The 26,497-nt window shown below is 71.7% G+C and carries 22 protein-coding genes; 11 read left to right on the top strand and 11 right to left on the bottom strand.

Translation table 11 applies throughout. The features are described from left to right. The coding region (locus tag VGI02_RS18850; RefSeq protein WP_331629649.1) for a helix-turn-helix transcriptional regulator at positions 1-489 on the top strand (489 nt) is incomplete at its 5' end. A 26-nt stretch (positions 490-515) separates the two neighbouring features. On the opposite strand, the gene VGI02_RS18845 is transcribed toward VGI02_RS18850, so the two are convergent. Then, positions 516-3,557 (bottom strand): AfsR/SARP family transcriptional regulator, encoded by a 3,042-nt coding sequence (locus VGI02_RS18845; RefSeq protein ID WP_331629647.1) that lies wholly within the window; start codon positions 3,555-3,557, stop codon positions 516-518. A gap of 131 nt (positions 3,558-3,688) precedes the next feature. On the opposite strand from VGI02_RS18845, the gene VGI02_RS18840 reads away from it, so the two are divergent. The 4 genes from VGI02_RS18840 to VGI02_RS18825 all read left to right on the top strand — a co-directional run bounded on the left by VGI02_RS18840 (position 3,689) and on the right by VGI02_RS18825 (position 6,824). Continuing rightward, positions 3,689-4,696: a DUF7064 domain-containing protein gene (locus VGI02_RS18840; RefSeq protein WP_331629645.1), complete on the top strand. Its 1,008-nt coding sequence runs from the start codon at positions 3,689-3,691 to the stop codon at positions 4,694-4,696. A gap of 35 nt (positions 4,697-4,731) precedes the next feature. Then, positions 4,732-5,865, top strand: a complete 1,134-nt coding sequence (locus tag VGI02_RS18835; protein ID WP_331629643.1) for a phosphotransferase family protein — start codon at positions 4,732-4,734, stop codon at positions 5,863-5,865. A gap of 2 nt (positions 5,866-5,867) precedes the next feature. Continuing rightward, the gene (locus VGI02_RS18830; RefSeq protein ID WP_331629641.1) at positions 5,868-6,401 is read left to right on the top strand and encodes a hypothetical protein; all 534 of its coding nucleotides are present in this window, start codon (positions 5,868-5,870) and stop codon (positions 6,399-6,401) included. A gap of 93 nt (positions 6,402-6,494) precedes the next feature. Further along, a complete protein-coding gene (locus tag VGI02_RS18825; protein WP_331629639.1) occupies positions 6,495-6,824 on the top strand; it encodes a cupin domain-containing protein in 330 nt (109 codons plus the stop codon). Between the two features lie 188 nt (positions 6,825-7,012). Here VGI02_RS18825 and VGI02_RS18820 read toward each other — a convergent pair whose 3' ends face one another. From VGI02_RS18820 to VGI02_RS18790, 7 genes are read right to left on the bottom strand one after another with little or no spacing between them, the layout of a single operon-like run. Further along, positions 7,013-8,200, bottom strand: a complete 1,188-nt coding sequence (locus tag VGI02_RS18820; protein ID WP_331629637.1) for a patatin-like phospholipase family protein — start codon at positions 8,198-8,200, stop codon at positions 7,013-7,015. Further along, positions 8,197-8,874 carry a hypothetical protein gene (locus tag VGI02_RS18815; RefSeq protein ID WP_331629635.1) on the bottom strand — a complete coding sequence of 226 codons (678 nt, stop codon included), beginning with the start codon at positions 8,872-8,874 and terminating at the stop codon, positions 8,197-8,199. The genes VGI02_RS18820 and VGI02_RS18815 overlap by 4 nt, the downstream gene beginning before the upstream one ends. Position 8,875: 1 nt before the next feature. Next, positions 8,876-10,636 carry a hypothetical protein gene (locus VGI02_RS18810; RefSeq protein ID WP_331629633.1) on the bottom strand — a complete coding sequence of 587 codons (1,761 nt, stop codon included), beginning with the start codon at positions 10,634-10,636 and terminating at the stop codon, positions 8,876-8,878. Beyond that, positions 10,633-12,009, bottom strand: coding sequence for a hypothetical protein (locus VGI02_RS18805; RefSeq protein ID WP_331629631.1), 1,377 nt, complete (start codon positions 12,007-12,009; stop codon positions 10,633-10,635). The genes VGI02_RS18810 and VGI02_RS18805 overlap by 4 nt, the downstream gene beginning before the upstream one ends. After that, the gene (locus tag VGI02_RS18800; RefSeq protein WP_331629629.1) at positions 12,006-14,885 is read right to left on the bottom strand and encodes a peroxidase family protein; all 2,880 of its coding nucleotides are present in this window, start codon (positions 14,883-14,885) and stop codon (positions 12,006-12,008) included. Before VGI02_RS18800 ends, VGI02_RS18805 begins: the two co-directional genes overlap by 4 nt. 52 nt (positions 14,886-14,937) lie before the next feature. Continuing rightward, entirely contained in the window at positions 14,938-16,653 is a 1,716-nt protein-coding gene (locus tag VGI02_RS18795) for a thiamine pyrophosphate-binding protein (protein ID WP_331629627.1), read from the bottom strand. Positions 16,654-16,690: 37 nt separating this feature from the next. Beyond that, a complete protein-coding gene (locus tag VGI02_RS18790) occupies positions 16,691-18,397 on the bottom strand; it encodes a thiamine pyrophosphate-binding protein (RefSeq protein ID WP_331629625.1) in 1,707 nt (568 codons plus the stop codon). A gap of 423 nt (positions 18,398-18,820) precedes the next feature. On the opposite strand from VGI02_RS18790, the gene VGI02_RS18785 reads away from it, so the two are divergent. The 6 genes from VGI02_RS18785 to VGI02_RS18760 all read left to right on the top strand — a co-directional run bounded on the left by VGI02_RS18785 (position 18,821) and on the right by VGI02_RS18760 (position 23,698). Beyond that, positions 18,821-19,564, top strand: coding sequence for a TetR/AcrR family transcriptional regulator (locus VGI02_RS18785; protein WP_331629623.1), 744 nt, complete (start codon positions 18,821-18,823; stop codon positions 19,562-19,564). 6 nt (positions 19,565-19,570) lie between these two features. After that, positions 19,571-20,116, top strand: a complete 546-nt coding sequence (locus VGI02_RS18780) for a hypothetical protein (protein ID WP_331629621.1) — start codon at positions 19,571-19,573, stop codon at positions 20,114-20,116. A gap of 91 nt (positions 20,117-20,207) precedes the next feature. Further along, positions 20,208-21,128: a 5-oxoprolinase subunit B family protein gene (locus VGI02_RS18775; RefSeq protein ID WP_331629619.1), complete on the top strand. Its 921-nt coding sequence runs from the start codon at positions 20,208-20,210 to the stop codon at positions 21,126-21,128. Further along, positions 21,125-22,096: a 5-oxoprolinase subunit C family protein gene (locus tag VGI02_RS18770; protein ID WP_331629617.1), complete on the top strand. Its 972-nt coding sequence runs from the start codon at positions 21,125-21,127 to the stop codon at positions 22,094-22,096. Before VGI02_RS18775 ends, VGI02_RS18770 begins: the two co-directional genes overlap by 4 nt. Before the next feature lie 22 nt (positions 22,097-22,118). Continuing rightward, positions 22,119-22,361 carry an acetyl-CoA carboxylase gene (locus VGI02_RS18765; RefSeq protein WP_331629616.1) on the top strand — a complete coding sequence of 81 codons (243 nt, stop codon included), beginning with the start codon at positions 22,119-22,121 and terminating at the stop codon, positions 22,359-22,361. Then, entirely contained in the window at positions 22,358-23,698 is a 1,341-nt protein-coding gene (locus VGI02_RS18760) for an acetyl-CoA carboxylase biotin carboxylase subunit (RefSeq protein ID WP_331629615.1), read from the top strand. The genes VGI02_RS18765 and VGI02_RS18760 overlap by 4 nt, the downstream gene beginning before the upstream one ends. 32 nt (positions 23,699-23,730) lie before the next feature. On the opposite strand, the gene VGI02_RS18755 is transcribed toward VGI02_RS18760, so the two are convergent. The 3 genes from VGI02_RS18755 to VGI02_RS18745 all read right to left on the bottom strand — a co-directional run. After that, positions 23,731-24,483 (bottom strand): LamB/YcsF family protein, encoded by a 753-nt coding sequence (locus VGI02_RS18755; protein ID WP_331629613.1) that lies wholly within the window; start codon positions 24,481-24,483, stop codon positions 23,731-23,733. Positions 24,484-24,590: 107 nt separating this feature from the next. Beyond that, positions 24,591-25,154: an HdeD family acid-resistance protein gene (locus VGI02_RS18750; RefSeq protein ID WP_331629611.1), complete on the bottom strand. Its 564-nt coding sequence runs from the start codon at positions 25,152-25,154 to the stop codon at positions 24,591-24,593. 133 nt (positions 25,155-25,287) lie between these two features. Continuing rightward, a partial coding sequence (locus VGI02_RS18745) for a GAF domain-containing protein (protein ID WP_331629609.1) occupies positions 25,288-26,497 on the bottom strand: 1,210 nt, incomplete at its 5' end.

Below are 26,497 nucleotides of genomic sequence, written 5' to 3'. Positions count from 1 at the left end.
GGCGCCGACACCCCGTCGTACGGGCCGGTCACCCTGCACCTGGGCCGCCTCGCGCTGCTCCTCGGACGGCCGGAGCAGGCCGAGAACCGGCTCAGCGAGGCGCTGTGGACCGCCGAGAGCCACCATGACCTGCCGTCGGTGGCCATGGCCCACCTCGAGCTCGCCCGCGCCGTCGCCTCCCGACGCCGGGCCGACGAGCATCTGGTCGAGGCCCGGCGGCTGGCGATCGACGTGGGGATGGCTCCTCTCGTCGCCGAGGTCGGCTCGTTCGCGGCGGCACGCTCCCGCTCCGCGCGGGGACCGCTCTCACCACGGGAGACCGAGATCGCCGCGCTCGTCGCCGAGGGAGCGGGCAACCGGGAGATCGCGCGTCGGCTGCAGCTCTCCCATCGGACGGTGGAGAACCACCTGCGGAACATCATGCACAAGACCGAACGGACCTCCCGGACGGCGGTGGCGGCCTGGTACCTCGGCGGGACCGGTTCCTGACGCACCGCTTCGCTTGATGGCGGGCGTCAACGCCGCAGTTGATGGAGCAGTGCCCGCGTCGACGCCGCGGGTTCCACGGGAACCTCGGCGAGATGGTCGCGGCAGCGCCGGAACAGGTCGATCACGTCGTCGTCGTGACCGAGGGCGGCCGCGATCCGCATCGAGAGCCGCCAGGCGCTCTCGCGGTACGGGTCGTGAGCGATGACCCGCTCGGCGTGTTCCCTGGCCATCTCGAGCTCGTCGATCTCGAAGGAGACGGTGGCCGCGTCCAGCTCGACGTCGAGGGCGGTGCGCTGCAGAGCACGACGTCGCTCGACGATCCATTCGGTGTCCGACCCGGCGAAGTACTCGCCTCCCCCGACGATCGACAGCAGACGGTGGGCGGACTCCAGCCTCGCACGCCCCTGCAGGCGGATGGTCTCGTGTGCCGAGGCCTGGACCGTGGTCGCGTCGCTGGTGAGCCGTCCGGCGGTCCAGCGCACCTCGTCCCCGCGTACCAAAACGAGCTCCTCCCCCGGCAGGGCGTCGCGCAATCGCTTGAGGGCCTGGCGCAGGTAGGACCGCGCCTTCTCGTCGGTCCGCCCGTCGAACAGGTCGCCGAGGAGCGCCGATTTCGTCGTCGCTCCGTCGTGGGTCGCCAGATGGGCGAGGACCTCGAGGCTGCGGCGCAGCCTGGGGTCGACGTCGTGGCCGCGGTGGCGCAGGACGGGAACCCCGAACTCCCGCAGGTGCGAGGTGACGGCCCGCGCGCCGTGGGACACCGAGCGGTCACGGAAAAGTGCACGTCCGAGTGCATGCCAGGGTGAGTCGGTCCCGGCCTCGGCGTCGACCCGGCGGGCGAGGACCGCCGGATACTCGTGCAGGGCTCGGATGAGCAGGTGGTCCGAACCCTGGACGTGGGCGGCCGCCAGGGCGTGGTCCGCCGCGGCGTCGGCGGCGTCCTCGTTCCCGAGCAGCCATTCCGCCTCGGCCAGATAGACCGCCGCGGCGGGCAGGTGGAACTGCCGGTCCCAGTGGCGCATCGTGGCCACGGCCCGGCGCAGGTGGCGCGCGGCGGCCTCCGGTTCCTCGAGCTGGAGGCTGGCGACGCCGCGCCAGAGCTCGAGCTGCTCGACCACCCGCAGGTGGCGGTCCGCGGCGGGATCCTCGGCCACCCGGTCCAGCGCGGCGCGCGCCGCGTGGGCGTCGCGATGGACGCGCAGCAGCACCGCGGCCGACTGCAGGTGGTGCAGCATCGCGCAGTACTGGCTGCTCCGGAGCGCCACTTCCCGACCGCGTTCCATCGCGGTGAAGGCCTCGTCGGTCCGACCCAGGTCGACCAGCAGATCGACCGCGATCCGCGTCATCGCCGGCGATCGTTCGATCGACGGCCAGTGGTCCTGCAGCTCCAGCGCCTCGTCGTATCGCCCCACCGCGGCGAGGGCCGCGATCCGGCTCGACCGGGCCGCGGCCCACGGAGCGGGCCGGGCGGTCAGGAGTCGCCCGAAACGCCCGTGCAGCAGGTCCAGGCGGTGCAGCAGGCCGTCGACGATCTCTCCGCAGTCCTCGGGCCGGTCGCGGTAGTGCTCCGGATGGTCGGCGACGTCCATCCCGAGCGCGATCCGCCACGTGTTCCGGGCCGCGCCCGGCCTGGCGCTCGTGATCACTGCGGTGAGGTCGGCGAATCGGCCGACGTGCAGGAAGCAGGTGCCGATCATGCCGGCGAGGCCCGGCTCGAGCGACCGTGCGGCCGAGTCCTCACGGAGCATGCCCAGCAACCGGTCGGCGGCGGTTGCGCCCGCGCTCCACGCCTCGTGGTCCATCGAGACGGCCAGTTCGGCGCGGGTGAGCGCCTCGGAGCGGTGCACCGTGGAGCGACGGAAGCTCGCCAACCAGCGTCCCGCCACCTCGACGTCCCCCCGGCGCAGCACCTCGGGCGCCGCCGTCTCACTCGCCCGCTCGGCGGCGTCGAGGTCGCCGCCGAGCAGGAACGCCTCCACCGCGTCCTCCACGGAGTCCTCGGCGAGCAGCAGGTGTCCGTGGGCGAGATGCAGGCGGGCGACGTCGTCGTACCGCCGGCCGTCGAGGCGCCGCCGGAGGTACTCGCGGAACCGCGGGTGGCAACGGAGCTCGGTCCCGTCGGCGGAGAACCAGACCGGGATGTGCTGGGCCCGGAGATCGACCACGGCCGCCCGGGCGCCCCGCTGTCCCAAGGCCTCGGCCCGGAGCACCGTGACCTGGTGCAACAGCGAGGTCGCCTCGAGGAACCACCGCAGGCGCTCGGGGAGACCGTCCATGATCTCCGAGGACAGGTAGCTGCTCAGCGCGTCCGCCTCGCCCCCCTCGCCGTGCCGGTGGTCCGGCGACCGCCACGCCTCGAACAGCACCCCCGTGACCCACCCACCGGTCGACTCGACGGCGGCCTCGGCACTCATCGACGCCCGGCCCGTCTCCTCCAGCACACGCGCGGCCTCGGGGACGTCGAACGCCAGGTCGACCTCGTCGACCCGCCCGACACCCCCGACCTCGCGCAGGCTCCCCAGCCGCATCACCACGTCGCGGCGCGACACCAGGATCACCCGCACCCCCGTGCCGAGTCCGCGGATGAACGCCGACAGCACGACCCGTGCCGGCTCGGCGTCACCGAGGTGCTCGACCTCGTCGATCACCAGGAGCAGGCGGACCTCGCCGACCGACTCGCCGAGCAGCGCCGCGGCCTCGATGTGGGGGACCCCGGTCGCCAGGGCATCGGTCGCGGCCGACACCGGCTCGGCGACGGCCTGGGTCAGGCTGTCCTCCAGATGGGTCAGCAGACGCCCCGGGGCCTGATCGGTCAGATCCAGCGTCAGCCAGGCCGTGGCGGGCGGGTCACTCCCCCGGTCGCCGTCATCGGTGCGGGTGACCCCCCGCTTGCCGATGACCTCGACGGCGTCGGCGACGGCCGTGGTCTTCCCGGCGCCTGCCGTGCCGACCACCCACACGAGGGCGAACCGGTCGGCCAGTGACACGAGCTTGTCCCGCAGTCGGGGCCGCGGCACGACCCAGCGGTTCGCGCCGGGCGGGCGCACCTTCGCGCGGGGAACAGGCACGGTGGTTCGGCACCCGGTGACGAGGACGGTTCCGGTCGGATTACGGCCTCGACCCTAGCGTCTCCGGCGACGCCCTTCGACCCTCACGGACGGCCGGGCCCCGCCCCGCCGTGCCGCCCCCAGGAGCCACGTTGATCATCGAATCCGACTCCGAGTTCCACGACCGGGATCCCGCGACATCGAACTGGGCCGAGACCCAGGTCCTCATCTTCTCGGTGCCCGAGGCGGGCATCCTGGCCAACGCCTACGTGCTGGCGCGCCCGAACCTGGGCGTGATCGCCTCGTCGATCATCGTGTTCCAGGGCTTCCGCGCGCAGCCCTACGAGATCGACTTCGTCGACGCCCGGATGCACCTCCCCTGCCCCGAGTCCTTCCTCGACATGAGCCTGGACAACGGCCTGCGGATCCAGGCGACGAAGCCACCGCGCGACTTCACGTTCTCCTACCGGGACACCCACGGGGCCTGCAGCTTCGACCTCGACTTCCGTTCGGTGCACCAGCCCTTCGACACGCACGACCCGAAGGAGAACCCCCTGCTCGCCGTGGGTGGCGACGACATGGGCTACGGCGACGCCTGGGCCAACGGCCACCTCGACGTCATCGGCCACATCACCGGCGAGCTCGAGCTACGGGGCAAGCGGTACGAGGTCGACTGCTACGAGGGCATGGACCGCAGCTGGGGCCCCCGCGAGGAGTGGGGCGGGCGCGCCGTGAGCTGGGTGCACATCCCCTTCGGCGAGGAGTTCGGCGTCCACGTCGCGATGGCGATCTCGCTGCGCGACGGGCGGATCGTCTACGACGGCCTGCGCTTCGGGTACCTGCACGAGCACGGTCAGGTCATCGGCATCGTCGAGGCGACGATGGAGTCCGAGCGGGTCGACATGATCCCGGTGAACAACCGGGTGTGGGTCAAGGACGCCCGGGGGCGCGAGTTCGTGTTCCACGGCTCCGCGGTGGCCGGGTCGCCGTACTACCAGTTCATCCCGGCGTACGTCTGCTTCCACACCCTCATGCGCTACACCGACGGCGACCGCGTCGCGCACGCCGAGCAGGGCGACATCTTCGGCATGGACTGGCTCGGCGACCGTCTCTCGCCCCACGCCCGTGTCGGCTCCTCGACCGCACTGATCGGAGGGTGATCTCGATGGTGAGCACCGTGGAACGGACGCACCCCGTGGAACGCACGGTCGCGACGACGCTCGACCGCAAGATGGCCCGCCGCGGCGTGGTCACCCACGACCCGCCGGTGCTCGACCTCGTCGCCGAACGCCTCCGCGGGTTCCTCGCCGCCCGGGTCGAGGGCGATTTCCGGCTCGAGCGCCTCCGCCGGCTCCCGGGCGGGGCCTCCAAGGAACAGTTCGTCTTCGACCTCGACTGGACCCGGGACGGCGCGCCGCGCCACGACCGGATGGTGCTGCGGATGGACCCGCCCGCGTCCATGGTCGAGACCGCGCGCTCCCGGGAGTTCGAGGCACTCCGTGCGGCTCACGGCACGCTGCCGGTCCCCGAGGTGTTCTGGACGACCGAGAACCCCGACGACCTCGGCTCCCCCGCCCTGATCTGCGAGCTGGTGACCGGCGTGGCGAGCCCGGCCGAGGGGTCGAAGACCGCGTCGGGCCTGGGCACCACGTACGGACCGCGCCTCCGGCCCGTTCTGGCCGAGCAGTTCGTCCGGCACATCGCCGCACTGCACCGCCTCGAGTGGGAGGAGTGCGCGCTGCCCTCCTTCGACCAGCCGGCCGCGGGGACCACCGAGGCCCTGGACTGGCGACTGGCGGCCATCGATCGCGCGTGGGCCGAGGACAGTTTCGAGCCGCATCCGACGGTCACCCTGACCCGCGACTGGCTGTGGCGCCATCGCCCGGCGGTCGACCACGTGTCCCTGCTGCACGGCGACTACCGCAACGGGAACTTCCTCTTCGACGAGGCGGACGGCCGGATCACCGCGATCCTCGACTGGGAGCTCACCTACCTCGGCGACCGCCACCACGACCTCGCCTACGCGATGATGGAGGGCTGGGGCTACCGGGACGGGTCGACCGGCGAGTTCTACTGCTCGGCCCTGGTCACCCGGGCCGATCTGATCGCCGAGTACGAGCGGCTCTCCGGGCTCTCCGTCGATCCCGCCCGGCTCGACTACTACATGGTGCTGAACATGTACTGGGCCGTCGTCGCTCTGATCGCCACCGGCCCCCGCAACGCCGCCGAGCGCATGACCCATCTCGACGTCATGCAGAACTTCCTGGCCGGGCTCGGCTTCTACAACAACGACCTGCTGAACCAGGTCGTCGGCCCCGAGGAGCGATGATCATGGTGGTTCCCTCCGTCTCCCAACAGCTCGCCGCCATTCGACACACCCTGGCCAAGACCGTCGTGCCCGCCCTGGACGCCGACGCCGATTTCGCGCGGGAGCAGGCGGGGCTCGTCCTGGCCAGCCTCGACTGGGCCATGGACGTCGTCGAATCCGAGCACCGCTACGAGGTCGTCGAGCACACCGACTACCGGGATCTCCTGTCGTCCCTCCTGGCGATGGCCCCCGGGGACGACGTGGGCGATGCACAGGCCGTCCTCGACGCGACGGCCGAGTCGCCGCACGACCTGGCGGGACTGCGCGAGCAGACCCGGGCGCTCAAGCGGGACACCGACGCGGTGTTCACGCTGCTGGCCCGGCAGGATCCGGCGGTGGCGCTGACAGCCCGGCAGCTGGTCTCCCGGGTGGCCGTCCGCCAGACCGAGCGGGAGCTCGCGTGGACCCGGATGACCGGCTTCCCGAGGAACGTCGCCGCCGACGTGGCCGGCGTCCTGCGGGAGCAGTCGAGGGGAGCTCGCGAACCGGCCGCCTGACCCGCGCCGGTCGGCCATACTCGGGGGCGTAGGCGTGGCGGGCATCGGCGCCATCCGGTGCCCGCGACCCGGGCCGTACGGAAGGACGCCTCGATGCAGAAGCTGTCGTTGGACGCCCTCGCCCGTGAGCTGCTCGAACGCGCGACCGCGTCGACGAGCGGCCGAGCGGCCCGCACGGTCCACGGAGGCCACGAGCACTCGCTGCGGCAGACCTTGATCGCGCTCACCGCGGGCAGCGCACTGGCCGAGCACGAGAGTCCGGGCGAGGCCACCCTCCAGGTGCACAGCGGCCGAATCCGTCTCGTCGCCGGGGGCGATTCCTGGGACGGCCGACGCGGCGACCTCCTCATCATCCCGGCGGCCTCCCACCGGCTCGAGGCCTCGGAGAGCAGCGTCGTGCTGCTCACCGTGGTCGTCCGCTGACGCATCGGCCGGCTCGAGGCCGCGACGGAGGGGCCGGCCACTCGTTGCGCCGGTGCATGTGCGCACCCGCAGGCAAAGTCAGTTGCCTGGCGTTTCCGACAAGGTTTGTGCTCACCCCCTCAAGGGAGCTGCGGTATCTGGTTTCGCAGATTCCCCGGTCGGCTCGATCTGCGGACTCGTGGCTCCGATCACGCGGACGGAGCGGGCGGGCTCCATGGCACGGGACCGTCTCCGAGCAGGCGTCGCGCGTCGTTCTGCCCGAGTTCGATCGCTGCCTTGGTGAAGGCCGGGTCGAAGTAGATGTAGCTCAACAGATCGCCGCGCCGCAGTCCGTCGCCCCCGATCAGCCAGTCGAAGAGGGCGAGATCGGGCCGCCGCAGGGTTTGCCACCAGGACGCCGGGCCGCCGGCGCGCTCGTCGTAGCACCGGGCGGCGACAGCGGCCAGCGTTCCTCGTCGCGGCGGGCCGACGAAGAGGAACGGGACTACGCTCCGCGACTCGCCCGGACTCTCGTTGACCTTGGCCAGGGTCCGGACGTCCTCGACCATGCGGTCGACGAGGGCCACGTCGACGAAGGAGACCATCGCGTCGTCGAGATCGGGCGGTGGCGCGTCGCGGGCGAGCTCGGGCGGGTTGGCCACCGGGTGGGTGGCCACCACGACCAACCGCTTCGCGCCGAGCTGGATAGCCGGCTTCAGGGGCGCGTTGAGACGCATTCCGCCATCGACGAACCACCCGGCCTGCTCGGGCGGAGCCTCGACACGCACCGGCGGGAACACCATCGGGATGGCCGCCGAGGCAACCACGTGGGTCGCGTCGACCCGCACCGAAGAATACTCGATGGCCCTGGTCTGATCGGTCTCCGGCAGGGCGCCTCCGTCGCGGTCGACGAATACCACGGTGCGCCCGCCGTCGGCCGCGGTGGCCACCACAGCGAGGCCGACAGTCCCGTCGTCGATGTTCTCCCGTAGCTGGTCCCAGTGGCCCATCCGCTGCGCCGTCGCCCGGAGTGGTGCGGTGTCGAGCAGGCTGGTCGGGTGCGCACCGGGCAGGTGGGACATCTGCGCGAGCAGTCGCCCGAGGGCGGTCGGTGCCGTTTGCAGGACCGGACGGACGACGTCGGCCATCGTCAGCTCGCGCCACACCTCGAGGGCCGCGTCGACCTGCTCCTTCACCGGACGGTGGGCGTGCGCCGCGAACAACGTCGCATTGATCGCTCCGGCGCTCGTACCCACGTACAGGGACGGCCGCACGCCTTCCTCGTCGAGGCGCGGCAGCACCTCCGAGAGCACTCCGGCCTCGTACGCCCCGCGCGCTCCGGCACCGGCGATGACCACCGCCACCGGGCCGCCTTCGCGATCCGCCACCGGGCTCATCGCCGGCTCCACCGGGGACGTCGCGCCCTGTCGTCAGGAGCCGGGCCGTCGTCAGGCTCGATGAGCTCGACGACCATGTGCGCGACCTCCCCGACCTCGACGACGAGGCCCTGACCCGGTCCGAGCTCCACCGTGGCGGGGTCGAAGCCTGCCGCGAAGTGGACGCGTTGTGGGTCGGCCGGTCGGTACGGCGTGGGCCCTGGGCGCGGATACGTGACGCGGGCATCGAGGGTGATCCCACTGCCGGTCTCGGTGACGCGGTACCGGCCCGGTCGGACCAGGGTGACGGCGAACAGGTCGCCCGCGCCGAGCCGGCGGCTGTCGAACTCGGTCCCACCCTGCGCGTCGGTGATCCTCACGGCGGCGCCGTCCCCGCTCGAGGCCGAGAACGTCGCCCACCCGCCGGCGGCGACCTCGAGCGGCGCCTCGAGGTCCGCGGTCGCTACGGCGGGGACGACGAGGTCCACCGAGACGGCACCCGACGCGGCCCGGGCCCCGGGCGCCGGTCCGACGATGAGACTGCGGCGACGGACCACCTCCTCCGCTCCCTTGATGATGGAAATCGTGAAGGACCCGGTGGTGGCCACGGGATGGGCAATGACGGCGGTGCCGCTCGGCACCCCGCTGTCGAAAGAGGTCTGCTGCACGAGGCGGAAGGCGATCGTCGGTGGCACGTCAGTCTCCGATGTCGACGGTGAGAATGGCCTCGCTGTCCTGCACCTGCACACCCAGGTACTCGATGGGGATGAGGAAGGGCAGCGGCGGTAGGGGGTTCTCTGGGACGGGGAACGGGTCCTCGAACTCGATGGGCCGCCGGGACGTGAGGTGCGCCGCGACCGCGGCCGTGATCACGTTGAACAGGCCCAGGCCTACACCGAGCCGGTCCGCGAGCCACTCGGAGAGGTCGTCGCCGACGTCGAGCACGCTGCGCAGGACATCGATGGCGGACCCGAGGATGGCCTTGGCGAGATCGCGCGCCCAGCCCGGCAGTCCGCCGAGCATCCCGTCCACGGCGGCGTCCACGGCGCGCTCCAGCAGGTCGCCGAGCGTGTCTGCGATGTCGAACAGGTCGATGTCGACACGGGTCGGGTCGAGCAGCACCTGCCAGTGGTTGGCCAGCCCGGCATCGTGGGCGTCCCAGTCGTTCATCCCGGCGGGTCGAGTCGGGTCAACGCGGTAGCGGACGAGCAGGGCCAGGACTGCCGAGAGCTCGGAGGTGATCAGCCCGCCGAGGTCCAGCGGGATCACGATGTCCGGGTCGTCCTCGAACAGACAGAACCGAGGTGCCCGGAGAATGCATCCGCCGAACGGGTTCGGGATCAGGCAGAAGCCTCCGACACAGAACGACGGTAGGTCGATACCGAGACTGACCCCGAGGTGGTCGAACACCACATCCAGCTCGCGCACGTGTACCGCGCCGTCCGCCTCGAGGTCCACCGATCCCCGGGCCAGGTGTAGCGCGAGGTCGTAGCCGAGGGTGAAGGTCCCGAAGTCGCGGGAGTCGGAGCGGGCGAGGCGGAAGCCGTCCCGAATACCGGCGAACAGGTCCCGGAACGTGCGCTCGGATACTGCGGCGGTCAGATCGAAGGCGCCGTTCCGGACCCGGGGTCGCACGTCGCCCCGGTCCGCCGTGGCTCCGCCGCCACCCCCACCGCCTCCTCCCCCGGTTGTCGCGGTCGCCTCGAGCATGACCGCGAGCTGGTCGGCCTCCACCGCGGGATTGTGTGGGACGTCGGGGCCGGTCGGAGTGGGATCGAGCTGGATCGTCGCCCCCAGCACGGATTGCACGATCTCGATGACCGGGGCCTCGAGCCGGGGAAGGACCGCGAGACGCACGACGAGTCCCAGATAGCACTCGACGAGCTCCTCCATCCCTGCCGGTCCGAGGTCGACGATCTCCAGGCCGCCGAGCAGGGCATGGAGGTGCTGCGGCCCGGGAGCGCCGACGAAGGTCATGCCGACCACCGCGTAGAGGTCGAGCGCGAAGCAGGTCAGGTGGTCGACCGGGAGGATCACCGGGTCCTCGCCCGGCCGGGACGTGAGGTCGGAGGGGCAGCCCACCCCGGCCGTCAGCCCGACGTGGAGCGCCAGCTGCTGCTCGCCGAGCGACCCGAGCTCCGCAGGTAGAGCCATCTGGCCCGGAGCGAAGTCGACCTCGAGAGCGGACACCTGTACGCCGTAGTCCACCTGATAGGCGGGTGCGCTCGTGCCCAGCACCGGTAGCGGGTCCATCACCGTCACGAGCGGCCTGCCCCGTTGGAGGACGATCGGGGCGGGGTCGAGGGGGCCGCAGAGGCGGGAGGGGTTCGCCACGATCCCGGCGGTGCCATAGGCGATCAGGGACGGGCGCTGTCGCGTGACGTGGCGGAGGACCCGGCGGACCCCGGCCTCGTTGACCGCCACGTAGATCCCGCAGTGGGCAGTCAGAGGGCTCATGGGGTGTGCCAATCCTGATCGTGATGGCGGTGGGCGTCGGTCAGCCCGCCCCGGAAGAACCGTTCGTAGTAGCCCTCCTCGACGTGGTGGGCCTGCAACCAGACCCCCGGGACGTGGATCGGCTCGACGTGCGCCGGGAAGCGGCCATGGGTCTCGTAGATGTAGGCGCAGATGTCCCGGGCGCAGTCGATGACCTGCTCGGAGTAGACGCCGGCCTCCTTGAGGTACTCGGCCCCGTATCCGTCCCGATAGATCCGATCGAACGTCGGCCGGTCGGCGTAGAGCCCGTGGGGACCGAACTTCGAGGCCACCACGTCGTCGACGGCGGCTGCCATCGAGGGATAGTTCGGCGGGCAGGTGGCCGCAATGAGGTCCTCTCCCCGGTGGCGCAGGGCGACGGGCACCGCCCGGAGGTCGGCGTACCGGGGCAGGGGGACCTGCCAGCGCAGCATGTCGGCGGGATGCCATCGCGGCGTCGCGAAATCGAACCCGAGCATCGGGCCGTAGGTCCCGCGGAACTTCGGGTCGCCCAGCAGCACCGGCGGGGAGATCGAGGCGTGGATCCACGCACCCAGCCCCATGGCGTCGGCCACCAGCATGAGGTTCTGCAGCAGCAGATCGGCCTCGATCTGCGTGCGCATGGCCCAGATCGAACCCAGCGGCAGCTTGAGATCCGGGTTGAGGAACCCGTTGCGCATCCAGCGCCGGACACCCGCCGGCCGGTAGAAGTTACGGTCGTCGACGACCGTGGGCCGGGCCCCTTCGGGCTGGGTCAGGAGGTACATCATCCCGTTGACGTACTGGCGGGACAGGTCGACGACCGGTAGGAGGATCGTCGTGCCCGGCAGGTTGGACAGGAACCGGTTCGAGTCCAGGTAGGCCGGAAAGTCGCGGCGGCCGTCGGGCACGTCGAGGCGGTGGTCGAGCAGCCGCACCTTGGCCTGCTCGGCGCGGGCCAGGAGCACCTCCGGCGTCAGGGCGTCCGACGGGTCCTCCGGCGGAGGGAGCTTGCGCAGGAAGAAGGTCCCGCTGTCGTTGATGAGGAAGAAGTGGGTGCCCTGGGCGTTGTCGGGGCTGCCTGCGCTACGACCGACCATGTTGAGGTTGGGCTTGGCCATGATCGGAGCACCGTTGCGCGGGTCCGCGAAGGGCCGGTCGGGCATGGTCAGCCCGGTGCACCCGGTCAGCGCGATGAGCATCGCCTCCTCGAGCGCGGACAGCGGCTCGCGCTCGAGGGTCGATGTGTAGCTCATCGAGCCCGCGGTCACCGCGCTGCCGCGACTGACGCGGTGCGTGCGCCTGCGCAGGATGGTCTCGAGCAGTGGACGGTCGAGGAGGGCTCCGAGCCCGCTGCCGCTCACGGTGCCGGTCATCGTCGGCTCCCCGCCTGCGGTGCGGCGTGCGCGGCCGGGATCCGCCACGGCGCGAAGGCGCTGGCGTCCGGGGGCAGCATCGTCGCCAGCTCCGGGCAGTGCCGCAGCACGATCTCCTTCATCCCGGTGCGGGCGATCCAGTCCATCCCGAACGGCGAGTACACCTCGGGCCGGAAGTCCGCGGTCAGGAAGCGGTCGCTCTGGAGCCGCCTCGAGGCCATCAGGATGAAGATGCGGAATGCGGTGTCGGAGAAGCCGAACCCGGGGGGAGGGGTCTCGGCGAACAGCCCGACCATGGTGTCGACCCGGTCGACGCTGCCGTAGACCTCACGCAACTCGGCGATCGTGTCGGGGTCCGAGGGGAAGTCCTCCCAGCGGCGGATCCGTGGCTTGTGCAGCCCCGCGCGGAAGTCGTTGTACCGGGGCACGCCGCGACGGCGGGTGCGCACCAGGTCCGCCACGGCGAGGTCGACCCGCTCGCCGTCGCGCTCGAAGGTGCGCAGGGAGCGCGGGAAGTTGTGCAGCGAGATCGCCCCGGGATTCGCGACGCCGAAGGAGAACAGCACGTTCTCGAGTCCGGTCGAGCGCATCAGTTCGTCGGTGCTCCCGCCCTGGATCTCCGGGAAGGTGTAGCGGCCGAGCACTCCGCCGTGCTCGTGGTCGAGCAGCACGTAATCGTCGGGCAGCAACGGGTGCATCCGGTAGACCGTCACGAAGTCCTCGGTGAGCGAGAACGGCACGCCGTGATGGTCTGGCTTGGTGCTGGGGATCCCGGTCAGGGAGTGCGCGTCGACCAGCCAGAGTCCGAGGCGGGAGAGCAGGTCGTCGGCCGGGGGACCGTTCCAGTTGCTGTGGAGGCCGAGGTCGATCGCCCGCGTCCCGAGGATCGCCGGGGTCCACTCGACTGTGTGGATCTTGGCGATGAGGGCGGCCACGACGAGCCGGGCCGTGTGATAGACGCGGTCGTCGCTCCAGCTCCGGTACTGGGCGCGTAGCTCGTCGCACAGCAGGTTGTGCTCCCGTGCGAAGAGGGTGTGCATCGTCGAGAGACCGAGCCACCAGCTCTCGTTGAAGCCGGTGATCTCCATGCCGGAGACGTCCTCGGGGAGGTACCCGGCGGCGGTGAGCCGCAGCTTCGGTCCGTCCCGCAGCTTCTCCGCCGAGATCGGGTCGCTGCCGTAGACCTCCGACCCGTCCCACCAGTGGGAGACGGTGTTGCCGAACACCGGAGCCTGCCCCGCGTCCCCGCCATGGCCGTCCAGCGGGATGTTCCCGCCGATCCGCATCTCCGCCTCCGGGTCGCCACCCACGACGTTGACCCAGGACGGCACGCCTTCGGGCAACGGCACCCGGACGTCGTCGTGACCGAGTGGGGAACGGGCGTGGTGGACCCAATCGTGGACCTGGAACTGGATCCAGGCCGCGGCCAGGAGGTTGAGCGAGGGTGCGGGACGGAACGAGTCGCGGGCCAGCAGCCGGTCGCTGACCGTGATCGGGTTGGGCTCGTCGAACAGGTCCGGGCGCAGGTCCGGGGCCAGGTTGCGCCCGAAGGCCGCGCCGATCGCCCCCATCTGCGGCTCTGAGAGGTCGTTGTCGGTACCTACGAAGGTCCGGTGCGCCCGTGTGTCCTCCGGCGGTAGCGAGGGCACGGGGCGGACTTGCGGGGGCGCCTCGTGGGGCTCGGTGTCGATCAAGTTGGCTCGACGCAGCACCAGCCGGAACGCCTCCAGGTTGAGCAGCGCCACCGGCACCGGCCAGCGGTGCCATTCGACCAACCGGTTCAGCAGCCCGAACGTCTCGCGGACGGCGGCCCCGACCACCACGTTGCGCACGGGTGGACGGCTCGCCCAGCGTGTGCCGAGCCGGTGTGCGGCACTCGCGTCGTAGGCGGCCTTGCGGGCGCGGTTGAGATTGCCCAGCGGGCGGAACCCGTCCGTGGTGTTCCACGGGTTGAACGAGAGGTCGTCGACACCGCGGGCCCGCACGAGGGCCTCGGCGTCGTCATGAGCGGCGTCCAGCCTTCGCCGCGGGATCGTGAGGATGGCGACGGGCACCGGCGGTGACGCGGCCTCGGTCCATTCCACGGCGGTGTCCTCGATGGGGGTCCTACGCGCGTCGATGTAGCGCTGGACGCACAGCTCGAGCCGTACGTCGCCGCGGGTCAGGCGGTCTGCCATCTCCCGCGACAGGTAGTCGGGGACCGTCGCCGACGGTTCCGGACCCGGGTCGCTGCCCGGCTCGGGCCGCAGCAGGTAGCGCACGGCAAGGGTCGAGCCCCACCGGATCGCGCCCCGGCTCCAGTAGGTCTCGGAGGCCACACCGCGGACGCGTTTGCCGCGCGCCTTCAGCACGTTGCGCAGCATGCGGGCCACTTCGAACGGACCGAAGCGCGCGACGAGCGCGGCGAGGCCCGCGACCCGCGCGGGCGTGCCCCCCGCCGTCGCCACCGCGAACGCGACGAACTGGCGCGCGTCGCGGGCGTGCGACGTCGGGAAGTTGGTCATCAGCAGGTCGTGCTGCTCGTCGTGGTCCACGGTGACTCGCAGGGCGACTCCGCGCAGATCCGGCTCGAAGTCGGGGGCGCCCTTGCCTGCGGCGTTGGAGAACCGGACCGTGGTCGGGTATCGGCGCCCGGACCGCGCGAACCCGGCCGCCAGGTCGGCAGGCAGGTCGAGGAAGCGCAGCTCGGCCTCGGTGGTGACGAACGTCGAGCGGGCGTGGAACGCCCGTTGGACGCCATGGACGACGCCGTCGCCGTCCGCCTGCTGTTTCGCCGTGAGCTGCAGGTCCAGGATCTCCTTTGCCATCTCGGCGAACTCCAGTCGCTCAGCCTCGGGAGAGCCGCCGGCGTACTCCTCGGTCCAGGTGACGTCCATGCGTCCTCCACGGTGGTGGCACGCGCCGCGGAGTCACCGCCGCGCGCTGGGATCAGTGCTGCTGCTGGCGGAACCGCTGCTCGACCATCTCGACCAGGCCGGAGATGATGCCGTCGGGCGACGGGCTGTAATGCGGGACGGCCCAGCGGGTGATCTTCGCGTCGATCACGGTGGGCCGTCCCGAGGCCAGCGCCGCCCGGTAGGCGGTCTCGAAGTCCTCGAGGGTGTCCACCGTGTAGCCGTCCGCGCCGCAGGCCCGCGCGTAGGCGGCGAAGTCCGGATTCTCGAACTCGACCAGCCCGGTGTCGAAGTAGGTCGTGGCCTGGTAGAGCTTGATCAGCTTGAACTCGCCGTCGTCGAAGATCACCCAGATCACCGGGAGGCTGTGCTCGACGGCGGTCATGAGCTCGAACCCGGCCAGCGAATAACAGCCGTCGCCGCACCCGACGACCACGGTGCGCTCCGGGTGGGCGACCTTGAGCCCGATCGCGCCGTTGACGTGCCCCGCCATCGGCCCGAACGTGCCTGCCTTGCGGAAGTTCTGGCCCTCCTCCAGCTCGACGTAGTACCCCAGCCAGGCCAGGTGTGCGCCGGCGTCGGCAAGCAGGACCCCGCCCGGTGGCAGCAGGCGACCCATCGTCTGGGCGAGCTGACCGGGGTGGATCCGGCTGAACAGGTGCGGGATGCGGCGGGCCTCGTAGTCGCGCCCGTCGACCGTGCGCCGCGGCTGCGGCCCCACCCGGGCCTCCAGTGCCTCGGTCAGGGCGGCGACCCCGAGCGCCGCATCCGCGACGATCGGATGTGCGGCCCTGTACGCCTTGCCGATCTCGCGCCGGAGGATGTTGACGTGGACGAGGACCTTGCCCTCGAACAGGTCGTCCCGGTAGTTGAAGGTGGCGTGCTGGTTGAGCGAGTTGCCGATGGCGACGACGACGTCGGCCTCGCGGAACGCCTTCCAGGCACTGGCGTGCCCGCTGTCCGCGAAGACGCCGACGTTGAGCGGGTGGTTCTCCGAGACGATCCCCTTGCCGTCGAGCGTGGTCAGCACCGGCAGCTGGAACCGCTCGACGAAGCGACGGACTTCCTTGCCCGCGCCACTGCGGATCGCGCCGAAGCCGACCAGGGCGACCACCGAACGGCCCGCGCCGATGGCCTCGGCCACGCTCGCGGCGGCGGCGTCGACCTCGGCCGGGTCGGGGCGGACGGGCTCGACCCGCAGCTCGATGTCGCGGTAGTTGTCGACCGACACGCCGCGGTGGGTCAGGTCCTCGGGGACCGTGATGTGCACCGGGCCGGGCCGGCCCTCGAAGGCGACGTTGACGGCCTCCTCGAGCGTGTCACAGGCCTGGGCCGGGTCGGTCAGGAAGAACGCCTTCTTCGTGGTCGCACGGAACATCGCCCTCGAGTCCGGCGTGCCGTTCTTCCCGGAGGTCTCGTTCAGCGACCCACGGCCCTCCCATGCCTGCGATGCGTAGCCGGAGACGGCGAGCACGGGATAGGAATCGGACAGGGCCACGGCCAGCCCGGAGAACAGGTTGAACGCTCCCGGTCCGGCGGTGGCGAAGCAGAAGCCCAGCCGGTTGTTGTACATCGCATACCCGCAGGCCATGAACGAGGCCGCCTGCTCATGACGGGCGATGATCGGGTTGATGGTCGGGGAGTCCTTGAGCGCGAGCATCAGGCTGGCCGCGTTCTCGCCCGCCCCGCCGAAGGCGGCCTGCACGCCGATGCTCTCGAGCCCCTTGACGATGGCTTCGTAGACCCGCACGTCGTCTCCTCTCGGTGGATGTCGTGGTCGTCCGGCGTCATTCGCCGCGGAGGCGGTCGCCCACCATGTCGACGACCCCCGCGAGGACCCCGTCGGCCGAACCGGAGTAGCGGGGCAGCGCCCAACGCGTGATCGTCGCGTCGATCACCGTCGGACGGCCCGACCCGAGCGCGACGGTGAAGGCCGCCTCGAAGGCCTCGAGGGTGTCGACGTGGTAGCCGTCTGCGCCGCAGGCTCGGGCGTAGGCGGCGAAGTCGGGGTTGCGGAACTCGACGAGCGCGCTGTGGCCGTAGGTGGCGAGCTGGTAGAGCCGGACGAGTTTGTACTCGCCGTCGTTGAAGATCACCCAGATCACGGGTAGGTCGTTCTCGACGGCAGTCATCAGTTCGAACCCAGCCATCGAGTAGCAGCCGTCGCCGCAGCCGACCACGACGGTGCGCTCGGGCTGCGCGGCCTTGACTCCGATGGCGCCGTTGACGTGGCCGGCCATCGGTCCGAAGCCGCCCGTCTTGCGGAAGTTCTGGCCCGCCTCGAGCGCAGTGAAGTAGCCGAGCCAGGCGAGGTGCGCGCCCGCGTCGGCGAGGAGCACCCCGCGCGGCGGGAGCATCCGCCCGATCGCCTGCGCCAGGTGCCCGGGATGGATGTCACCGGTCAGGTGCGGGAGGTGGCGTCCCGCCTCGCGTCCCTGGCGGACCTCGACCGGCGCGATCCGTCCGACCCGTCCGTCGAGCGCCTCTGTGAGCGCGCGTATCCCGAGGCGGGCGTCGGCCACCAGCGCATGGTCGGCCTTGTAGACCTTGTCGATCTCCAGCTCGGAGATGTTGACGTGGACGAGGGTCCGTCCCTCGAACAGATCGTCCTGGAATCCGAACGTGGCGTGTTGGTTGAACGAGTTGCCGATCGCGAGGACGACATCGGCCTCGCGGAACGTCTTCGCCGCGCGGCCGTGCCCGCTCTCCGAGAAGACGCCCGCGCACATCGGGTGGTCCTCGGCGAGAATTCCCTTGCCGTCGAGCGTGGTGACCACCGGGACCTGGAACCGCTCGGCGAAGCGGCCCACCTCCTCGTCCGCGGCGCTGCGGACGGCGCCGAAGCCGACCAGGGCGACCACCCGTCGCCCCGCGGCGAGGGCGCCGGCCAGCGTCGTCGCGATCTCCTGTACCCGGTGGGGGTCAGGCCGCACGGGGGCGACCTCGAGGGAGATGTCGCGGTAGTTGTGCACCGCGTGAGTACGGTGGGTCAAGTCCTGCGGCACGCCGATATGCACCGGCCCCGGACGGCCCTCGAACGCGACGTTCACCGCCTCCTCGAGGACGTCGCAGACGTCGGCAGAATCGGTGATCAGGTACGAACGCTTGGTGGTCGCCGCGAACATCGCCTGGGAATCCGGCGTGCGGTTCAGCCCGGAGGTGTCGTTGCTTGCGCCACGGCCCCGTCGTCCCAGGGAGACGAAGCCGGTGACGGCCAGGACCGGGTAGGAGTCCGACAGTGCGACCGCCATCCCGGAGAGCAGATTGAACGCCCCCGGACCGACGGTCGCGAAGCACACGCCCAGGCGGTTCGTGTACATCGCGTACCCGCAGGCCATGAACGACGCCGCCTGCTCGTGCCGGGTCATGATCGAGCGGATCGACGAGCGTTCCAGGGCGAGCGCCAGGCTCGCCACGTTCTCGCCATTGCCCCCGAACGCCGTGTCGACCCCGACCCCCTCGAGCCCCCGGACGATTGCCTCGTAAATTCGCATTCCGCGACCTCCCCCCGGCGGCATGTCTCCCGAGAGTGACCGAGAGCCTCGCACTTTGTCCTCCCTGCAACCTGAATAGACCAGTAACGATCACCGTAGGTAGCAATGAGTACGAGATGATCCGACCCGCGACGGCTGGCTCGTTGATCCGGAAAAACGGCGGCTGTGCGCGGAAGCGGGGTAGGACGCCTCGGGACCGTGAGGCTGGGGTGATCAGGCAGCCGACTGCCGCGTAACCGTGGTTCGACTCCGGGCTCACCGTGCGGACGAGGGAGCCACGGGGGAAGTCACCGGAGCGATCTTCATCGAAGGCGCATCACGATTTGGTAACGCCAGCCTGGTCTGCGGCGATACCCGACCGGACCGAACGCGCCTCGAGCTCCTGGGGCGCGCTCATCGACCCGATCGGCGCGGAGGCTCCCCATGGGCGAGAACCGGGAACTGCTGCACATGAGACCGGGCAGTAGCCGCTCCCCGTCGCAGCACAGCGAGGTGGTGGAGCTCCGCCCGGCTCGCCCGGGGTCCGGGGCGTCGGTCGGGGCGCCACCGTCGCTGCGTGACGAGTTCCGCGAGAAGGTGCGCAACCGGGTGCTCGACACGGCGGCCGCCGCGGCGGTCGAGCACGGATGGCAGCAGCTCCGGATGACCGAGCTCGCCAGAACGACCGGAGTGGCCCGCTCCACGGTCTTCCGGGAGTTCGGCACCAAGCACGGGCTCGCCCGCGCGCTCGTCGCCCGCGAGGCCGACCGGTTGCTCGGCGAGATCGCCCGGGCGTTGGCGCACTCCCGCTCGTGGGACGTCGGCCTGCTCGGCGCGTTCCGCGCCACCCTGCGCGCCCGGGAAGCCAGCCCGCTCCTCGCGGCCGTGCTGTCCACCGATCACGACGACGCGGCCCTGCTGTCCTTCCTGACCGTCCGGAGCGCGCCGATCCTGGCCGAGGCCAGACGGCTGTTGTCGACGTATCTGCGGGCACACCATCCGCCGCGACCGGACGTGGTCCTCGAGGACGCCGTCGACACCCTCGTCCGCGCGGCGGTGAGCTACGTGCTGGTGCCCGAGCTCGACCGGGACGACACCGCCGAGCGCCTGCTGGGGCTCGCGCACCGCCTGCTCGCGGCTCCGCTCGACCACCTCGCCCCCGCACACCGCAGCTCCCGGCCGGGCTGAGGGCCGATGTCGGAGCATCCACCCCGGTTCCTGGTGTCCCTGGACGAGGAGGACCATCAGCGGCTGCAGCGCCTGCTCGGCGCCCTGGCCGAACGTCTCGGTCGCGTCCCCAGCCCCGACGGCGTCCGCTACGCGGGCAGCCCCGACCTGATCGGCGCGGCCCTGACCGTCGCCGAGCGTGATCCCCGGGTGTTCGACGCCGTCAGCACCGAGATCCGCCGGACCACCCTGCGCCGTGCGGCGCGCAGCGAGCTGCTGGCGATCTGCGACGAGCTCGACCGCATCGCCCTCCGGCTGGAGGACCCCGAGCACCGACACGAGATCCAGGGGCTCGTCCGGACCCTGCGCGAGCTCGCCGTCGCCGTCGCGGTGCAGGACGAACCGGTCGGCCTCGCCCGCAACCTGCTCCGCGAAGCCCACCGGCTCGCCCGCCTCGCCGAGCGGGGCGGACCGTGGTCCCAACCGCTGCAGGACCTCGCCGGCAGCCTCGACGACCTGCACGACGCGCTGCGGCCCACCGGGCCCGGCGGGTCGGGTGCACCGCCGGGATGAGTGCAGCTGCCGTCGGTGCGCAGCGTCCCGGTCGCGGTCCGGCGGGGCGCTGCCTCTGGTGCCCCGGCGCCCGGGCCGCCACAGTGGACCCATGACCGATGTGATCGGGACCACGAGCGCAAGCGGGACCCGGTACGACTTCGGGGGCGACGAGTTCGTCTATGTGGAGATCTCCGCGGAGATGAGCCTGCCGGCGCATTTCGCCTCGCTCGCGATCACCCGTCGGCTGCGGGAGGAATCGATCCCCGGCGTCGAGGAGATCTGTCCGTCCAACGCCTCGTACATGGTCCGCGTCGATCCCGACCGGGTGCACCCGCGCGACCTGGTCCGCGAGCTGCAGCGCATCGAGTCCGACGTCGGGTCGGCGTCGTCGGACCCCGCGTTCGCCGTCGACACCCGCATCGTCGACGTCCCGATCATGTTCGCCGACCCGTGGACCCACGAGGTCCTCATGCGCTTCCGCGACCGGCACCAGGACCCGTCGGGGACCGACCTCGACTACGGCGCACGCATCAACGGCTACGACTCCGCCGAGTCGTTCATCGACGCCCTCGCCGGCTCGCCGTACCTGGTCACGATGATGGGCTTCGTCCCCGGGCTGCCCTGGTGCTTCCAGCTGGTGCCCCGCGAACGCCAGGTCGAGGTGCCGAAGTACGTGCGGCCCCGCACCGAGACCCCGGAGCGGGCGTTCGGCTTCGGCGGGGCCTTCGCGGTCATCTACCCGGTCAAGGGTGCGGGCGGCTACCAGCTCTTCGGATCGGCACCGGCCCCGATCTTCGACGGCGCCCAGGTGCAGCCGGACTTCGCGGAGAACGACTCGGTGGTCTACTTCCGGCACGGCGACCTGATCCGGTTCCGGCGCATCGGCCAGGACGAGTACGACGAGGTCCGCGGCGTCGTCGACGCAGGGGCCTGGCGCTATCACTCCCGGCCGGTGCAGTTCTCCCCGTCGCGCTGGCTCGCCGACCCCGACGCGACCAACAGCGCACTGGTGGGGGAGCTGGACCGATGAGCATCGTCGTGCGCGACCCCGGGCTGGAGACGACCGTGCAGGACACGGGCCGCTTCGGTCACTACGCGATCGGCTTCCCGCCGTCCGGGGCACTGGACTCGTACGCCTACCACGTCGGGAACGCGCTGGTCGGCAATGCGCCGGGCACCGCGTCCCTGGAGGCGGTCTACCTCGGGCCGACGCTCGAGTTCACCACCGACACCGTCGTCGCCGTCACCGGCGCCGACATCCCGGTGACGGTCGACGGCGAGCCGGTCCCGACGTGGGAGTCGCTGGCGGTCCGCGCCGGTCAGACGATGGCGTTCGGTCAGCTGGCGGCGGGGGCACGCCCCTACGTCGCCGTCGCCGGGGGCATCGCGGTGCCGACCTACTACGGCAGCCGGTCCACCTACACCCTGGTCGGGATCGGCGGCTTCGGCGGCCGGGCCCTCGCGGAGGGCGACGAGCTGGCGATCGGCGACGCCGCCGTCGACCCGCGGGCCGGGCGCCGCGTCGACCCGGCCGACGTCCCCGTCCACCCGACGACGGCCGAGCTGCGGCTGCTGGTGGGGCTGCACAGCTACCGCCTGACCCCCGACTCGCTCGAGCGGTTCACGTCCACCGCGTGGAAGGTGACCCCGGACGCCAACCGCGTGGGGTACCGGTACCGCGGTGCCGAGCTGGAGTTCGTGCCTCGCAAGCAGCCGTTCGGGGCGGGCAGCGACCCCGCCAACGTCACCGACTGCGGCTACCCCGTCGGCTCGGTGCAGGTGCCCGGCGGGGTGGAGCCGATCGTGCTGCTGCAGGACGCGGTGACCGGCGGCGGCTACGCGACCCTCGGCACCGTCGTGAGCGCGGACCGCGACCGGCTCGCCCAGACCAAGACCGGCGACCACACCCGGTTCGTGCCCGTCGACCTCGACGAGGCGCTCGCCATCCGCCGCGACCGGGCCACCCGGCTCGACCGTGTCCGCAGCGCCCTCGCCTGAGGGGCCGTCCGAGGAGGAGCCAGTGGCCAGCCACACGATCAGCGCACGCACCCCCGGGGTCTTCTACCGCCGCCCCTCCCCCGACGCCGAGCCCTACGTCGAGGACGGGGCCACGGTGGCCGAGGGCGACACCATCGGGCTGATCGAGGTCATGAAGACCTACCGCGAGGTGAAGACCGACACCGCGGGCACCGTCGCCCGCTGGCTGGTGGACAACGAGGACGAGGTCACGATCGGTCAGACGCTGGTGGAACTGGACACGTGACGATCTCGTCGGTCCTGGTCGCCAACCGCGGCGAGATCGCGCTGCGGGTGATCCGTGCGTGCCGGGAGCGGGGGCTGCGCTCGGTCGCCGTCTACTCCGACGCGGACGCAGGCGCGGCGCACGTGCGGCACGCCGATCAGGCGGTGCACATCGGGAAGTCCTCGGCGGCGAAGAGCTACCTGGATCCCGACGCGCTGCTGGCGGCCGCGCGGTCGTCGGGGGCGGATGCCGTGCACCCGGGATACGGGTTCCTCTCGGAGCGGTCCTCCTTCGCGCAGGCCGTCACCGACGCGGGCCTCGTGTGGGTCGGGCCCCCCGCGGACGTCATCGCCCGCATGGGTGACAAGGCGGCGGCGCGGGCCGTCGCGGCGCGGGCCGGGGTGCCGGTGGTCCCGGGCAGCGACGAGCTCGCCTCCGTCGACGACGCGGTGAGCGCGGCGGCCCGGATCGGCTACCCGGTGCTGGTCAAGGCCGCGGCCGGGGGCGGCGGGCGCGGGATCCGGCCCGCGGCCTCCGACGACGAACTGCGGCGGGTCGTCGCCGAGGCCCAGCGGGAGGCGGCGTCGGCGTTCGGCTCCGACGTCGTCTACCTCGAGCGCGCGCTCCCCCACCCCAAGCACGTCGAGGTGCAGGTGCTCGCCGACACCCACGGCAGCGTCGTGCACTGCTACGAGCGGGACTGCTCGATGCAGCGCCGCCGTCAGAAGGTGCTCGAGGAGGCGCCCGCCCCGGGCCTGGACCCGGGTGTGCGGACGGCGATGTGCGACGCGGCGGTCTCGCTGGCTCGCGAGGTCGGCTACGTCGGCGCGGGGACCGTCGAGTTCCTCCTCGACGGGGAGGGCGAGTTCTTCTTCATCGAGATGAACACCCGCATCCAGGTCGAGCACCCCGTCACCGAGCTCGTCACGGGCCTGGACCTCGTCGCCCTCCAGCTCCGGGTGGCCGACGGCGAGCCGCTCCCCGTGCGCCAGGACGAGATCGCCTGCCGCGGCGCGGCCCTCGAGTTCCGGGTCAACGCCGAGGACCCCGCCGACGACTTCCTGCCGACCCCGGGCGAGGTGACGGCGCTCGAACTACCCGGCGGGCCCGGGGTGCGGGTGGACACCGCACTCGCCGCGGGCGATGTCATCCCGCCGTTCTACGACTCGCTGGTCGCCAAGCTCGCGGTCTGGGCACCCGACCGGGACGCCGCGGTCGCGCGCGGCCGCCGGGCCCTCGCCGAGTACACCGTCGAGGGCGTGCCGACGACGATCCCGCTGCACCGGCGCCTGCTCGACGACCCCACCGTCGTCGCCGGCACCTACGACATCACCTTCCTCGAAGGCTTCGCCATGTGAACAGATTTCGTCGTCAGGGCGACGAAATGCGTTCACATGCGCGGCGCGCGCCGCTCGACGCCGAGCGCGTCGAAGCGCGCCGCGATGGCCTGACAGACCTCGACGGCGTTGGGCCGGTCCCCGTGCAGGCAGATCGTGTCGACCTCGACGGACAGCCGGCGCCCCGAGGTCGACGTCACGTGCCCCTCGAGCAGGTCGACGGCCTGCTGGGCGACGGCGTCGGGGTCCTTCGCCAGCGGGTCGGGCTCGACGATGATGCGCCCGTCGTCGTCGTACTCCAGGTCGGCGAACCCCTCGCGCACGACCTTCGCCCCGAGTCCCGCCGCCAGATCCGCCGTCGGCCCGGCCAGCCAGAAGATCATCAACGCGGGGTCGAGCCGCATCACGGCCTCGGTCACCGCAGTGGTGATCTCGTCGTCGGTCAGGGCCATGCCGTACAGCGCGCCGTGCGGCTTCACGTGCACCACCTCGGCGCCCTCCGCACGTGCGGTCGCCTGGAGCGCACCCACCTGGTAGAGCACGATCTGGGCGGCCTCGTCCGGGCGCAGCGCCATCCGTCGGCGACCGAAGCCCACGAGATCGGGCAGGCCCGGATGCGCGCCGATCGCGGTGCCGGTGCGCACCGCGGTGCGCACCGACTCCCGCATCGTCACCGGGTCGCTGGCGTGGAAACCGCACGCGACGTTCACCGACGTCACCTGGGTCATGAGCTCGGCGTCGTGCCCGAGCTTCCACCGGCCCAGGCTCTCGCCGGCGTCCGCGTTGAGGTCGACGAGGGTCTGCACCGGGCCTCCCGGGGTCGGGTGATGTCGAGACCCATCGCATCAGACGCGGCCGACGGCCGGAAGCGTGACCGCGACGCGGACACCGGCCCAGGTGATGCACCCGGCCGTCAGGCGGGGGCGCGGTGTGCCTGCGGCGTGGCCTCCGGACGCGATGCGGGCCGGCGTCCCGCGAAGAGCAGGGTCGCCCCCTCGATCACGATCTGGACCCCGAGCAGGATCCCGAACACCACCAGGCTCGCCGTCATGAGGTTCACGAGCACGACCAGCCCGAGCACGACCGAGATGACACCACTGGTCACCAGCAGCCAGCGCATCTCCGGCACCTGACCGGACACGGCGATCCTGGTGACGCCCGTGACGAGGAACAGCGCCCCCGCCACGAGGGTGAGGCTCACGAGCCCGGCGGCCGGGTTGCGCAGGACGAACACGCCGAGGACCAGGAGCACCGTGCCGCCCAGGGCCAGCGACCAGAACCCACCGGATTTACGGCCGACGACGGCCTGCACCAGCAGGACGACGCCCCCGATCACCGCCGCCCACCCGACGAAGTAGATCGACGCCACGGTCGCCACGACGGCGTTCGCGAGGACGATCAGACCCACCACCAACAGCACCACGCCGAGCGCGACGTCCCAGCCCGACCTGTGCCTCTCCGATGTCGACTCGCTCACCGGTCATCCCTCCTCGAGCAATCCGCACCGATCGCGCGGCTCTGGCACGAGGTGTAGGCGGCCCGCATCCGGGACGGGCAGTGCCGAACGCGCTACCGCGCCCGGACCGAAGGTCCCGAGCGGGCCGGCGTCGCTACAGCTCGGAGAACAGCGTCGTCCGCAGCCGGGTGAGGAGCCCGTCGACGTGGCGGGACTCCTCGACCAGCTCGTGGCGCAACGGGGTCGTCCGGCTGGCGAGGCTGCTCAGGCGGGTCGAGAGGCGCAGGAGCTCGTCGAACACCGTGTCCTGCAGCGAGAGGGCCAGGCGCTCGCGGTGCTCGAGGGTGCTCAGGGTCAGACGCCGACGGTTGGCCTGGTGCGCGCGCAGCGCCGTGCCTGCCCGCGTGCCCAGCAGTTGCAGCAGCTCGAGGTCCTCCGGTGGATAGACGCCCCGATCCCGGGTGCGGATCAGCAGCAGGATGCCCGTCCGGTCGTCGCCGCCTCCGAGGTCGACCACGACCGCGGGCCCGGCCAGGGGCATGCCGCTTGCGGCCACCGCGAACCGCGGATCGGCTTCGATGTCCTCGAGCACCACCGGTCCACCGGCGACGGAACCGGAGAGCAGGCCGAACAACGATCCCGGGCGGTCCACGGCCTGACCGAGCCGGACCCTCATGGCTCCGCGGGCGTACGTGATCCGCATCTGCTGCGGGTGTCCGCCCCCGGGTTCGGCGACGGCCGCACCGAACGAGCCGGTCAGGTCCATCGCGGCGTCGAGCAGATGGCCCACCGCGTCGAGGGCCGGTTCCGGGTCCTCCCCGGGCCCACGACCGGCGGCGGGAGGATCGGCGGTGACGCTCAGCAGGTCGGTGGCGAGGCGGGCGATCCCGGCCTCGACGAGGCAGCGGCGGTACGCGTCGACCAGCAGCGCGGCGGTGTCGATCGCGCCTGCCACGACCTGGGCGACCGTGATGAGGAGATCGTGGTCGTCGTCGTCGAACGGCGCCACCGTCACGAGCCCCGGATCGTCACGGCCGGCCCCGGAGATTTCCGCGCTCGGCACCACCTTGTCGATCACGTACAGCTCGCCGACCACGCGACCCCGGACCCGGATCGGGACGCCGAGGAAGGACGACGCCTCGCGCCGGCCGAGCACCACGTCGGCAGGAGCCCGTCGGTCCCGGTCGGGCACCCGCGGCGGCAGCACGGAACGCCCCGGGGCACCGAGCACACCGGTCCCGACCGGTAGCGCTCCGATCCGGGCCCTGGTCTCCGCGTCGAGCTCGTCGAGGAGGGTCGCGAGGCGCCCTCCCTCGATCACTCCGAGGACCGCGTGGCGGGCCCCGGTCATCTCGGCCGCAGCG

The organism is Actinomycetospora sp. (assembly GCF_036497245.1).
Taxonomy (GTDB): Bacteria; Actinomycetota; Actinomycetes; order Mycobacteriales; family Pseudonocardiaceae; genus Actinomycetospora.
This window is presented reverse-complemented; position numbering and strand designations above follow the sequence as displayed.

What these genes read in the sequence shown, in the direction of transcription:
- VGI02_RS18830 (WP_331629641.1), top strand. Translation starts at nt 5,868, where the DNA reads ATGGTGGTTCCCTCCGTCTCCCAACAGCTCGCCGCCATTCGACACACC.
- VGI02_RS18825 (WP_331629639.1), top strand. Translation starts at nt 6,495, where the DNA reads ATGCAGAAGCTGTCGTTGGACGCCCTCGCCCGTGAGCTGCTCGAACGC.
- VGI02_RS18820 (WP_331629637.1), bottom strand. Translation starts at nt 8,200, where the DNA reads ATGAGCCCGGTGGCGGATCGCGAAGGCGGCCCGGTGGCGGTGGTCATC.
- VGI02_RS18810 (WP_331629633.1), bottom strand. Translation starts at nt 10,636, where the DNA reads ATGAGCCCTCTGACTGCCCACTGCGGGATCTACGTGGCGGTCAACGAG.
- VGI02_RS18805 (WP_331629631.1), bottom strand. Translation starts at nt 12,009, where the DNA reads ATGACCGGCACCGTGAGCGGCAGCGGGCTCGGAGCCCTCCTCGACCGT.
- VGI02_RS18800 (WP_331629629.1), bottom strand. Translation starts at nt 14,885, where the DNA reads ATGGACGTCACCTGGACCGAGGAGTACGCCGGCGGCTCTCCCGAGGCT.
- VGI02_RS18790 (WP_331629625.1), bottom strand. Translation starts at nt 18,397, where the DNA reads ATGCGAATTTACGAGGCAATCGTCCGGGGGCTCGAGGGGGTCGGGGTC.
- VGI02_RS18785 (WP_331629623.1), top strand. Translation starts at nt 18,821, where the DNA reads ATGGGCGAGAACCGGGAACTGCTGCACATGAGACCGGGCAGTAGCCGC.
- VGI02_RS18780 (WP_331629621.1), top strand. Translation starts at nt 19,571, where the DNA reads ATGTCGGAGCATCCACCCCGGTTCCTGGTGTCCCTGGACGAGGAGGAC.
- VGI02_RS18775 (WP_331629619.1), top strand. Translation starts at nt 20,208, where the DNA reads ATGACCGATGTGATCGGGACCACGAGCGCAAGCGGGACCCGGTACGAC.
- VGI02_RS18770 (WP_331629617.1), top strand. Translation starts at nt 21,125, where the DNA reads ATGAGCATCGTCGTGCGCGACCCCGGGCTGGAGACGACCGTGCAGGAC.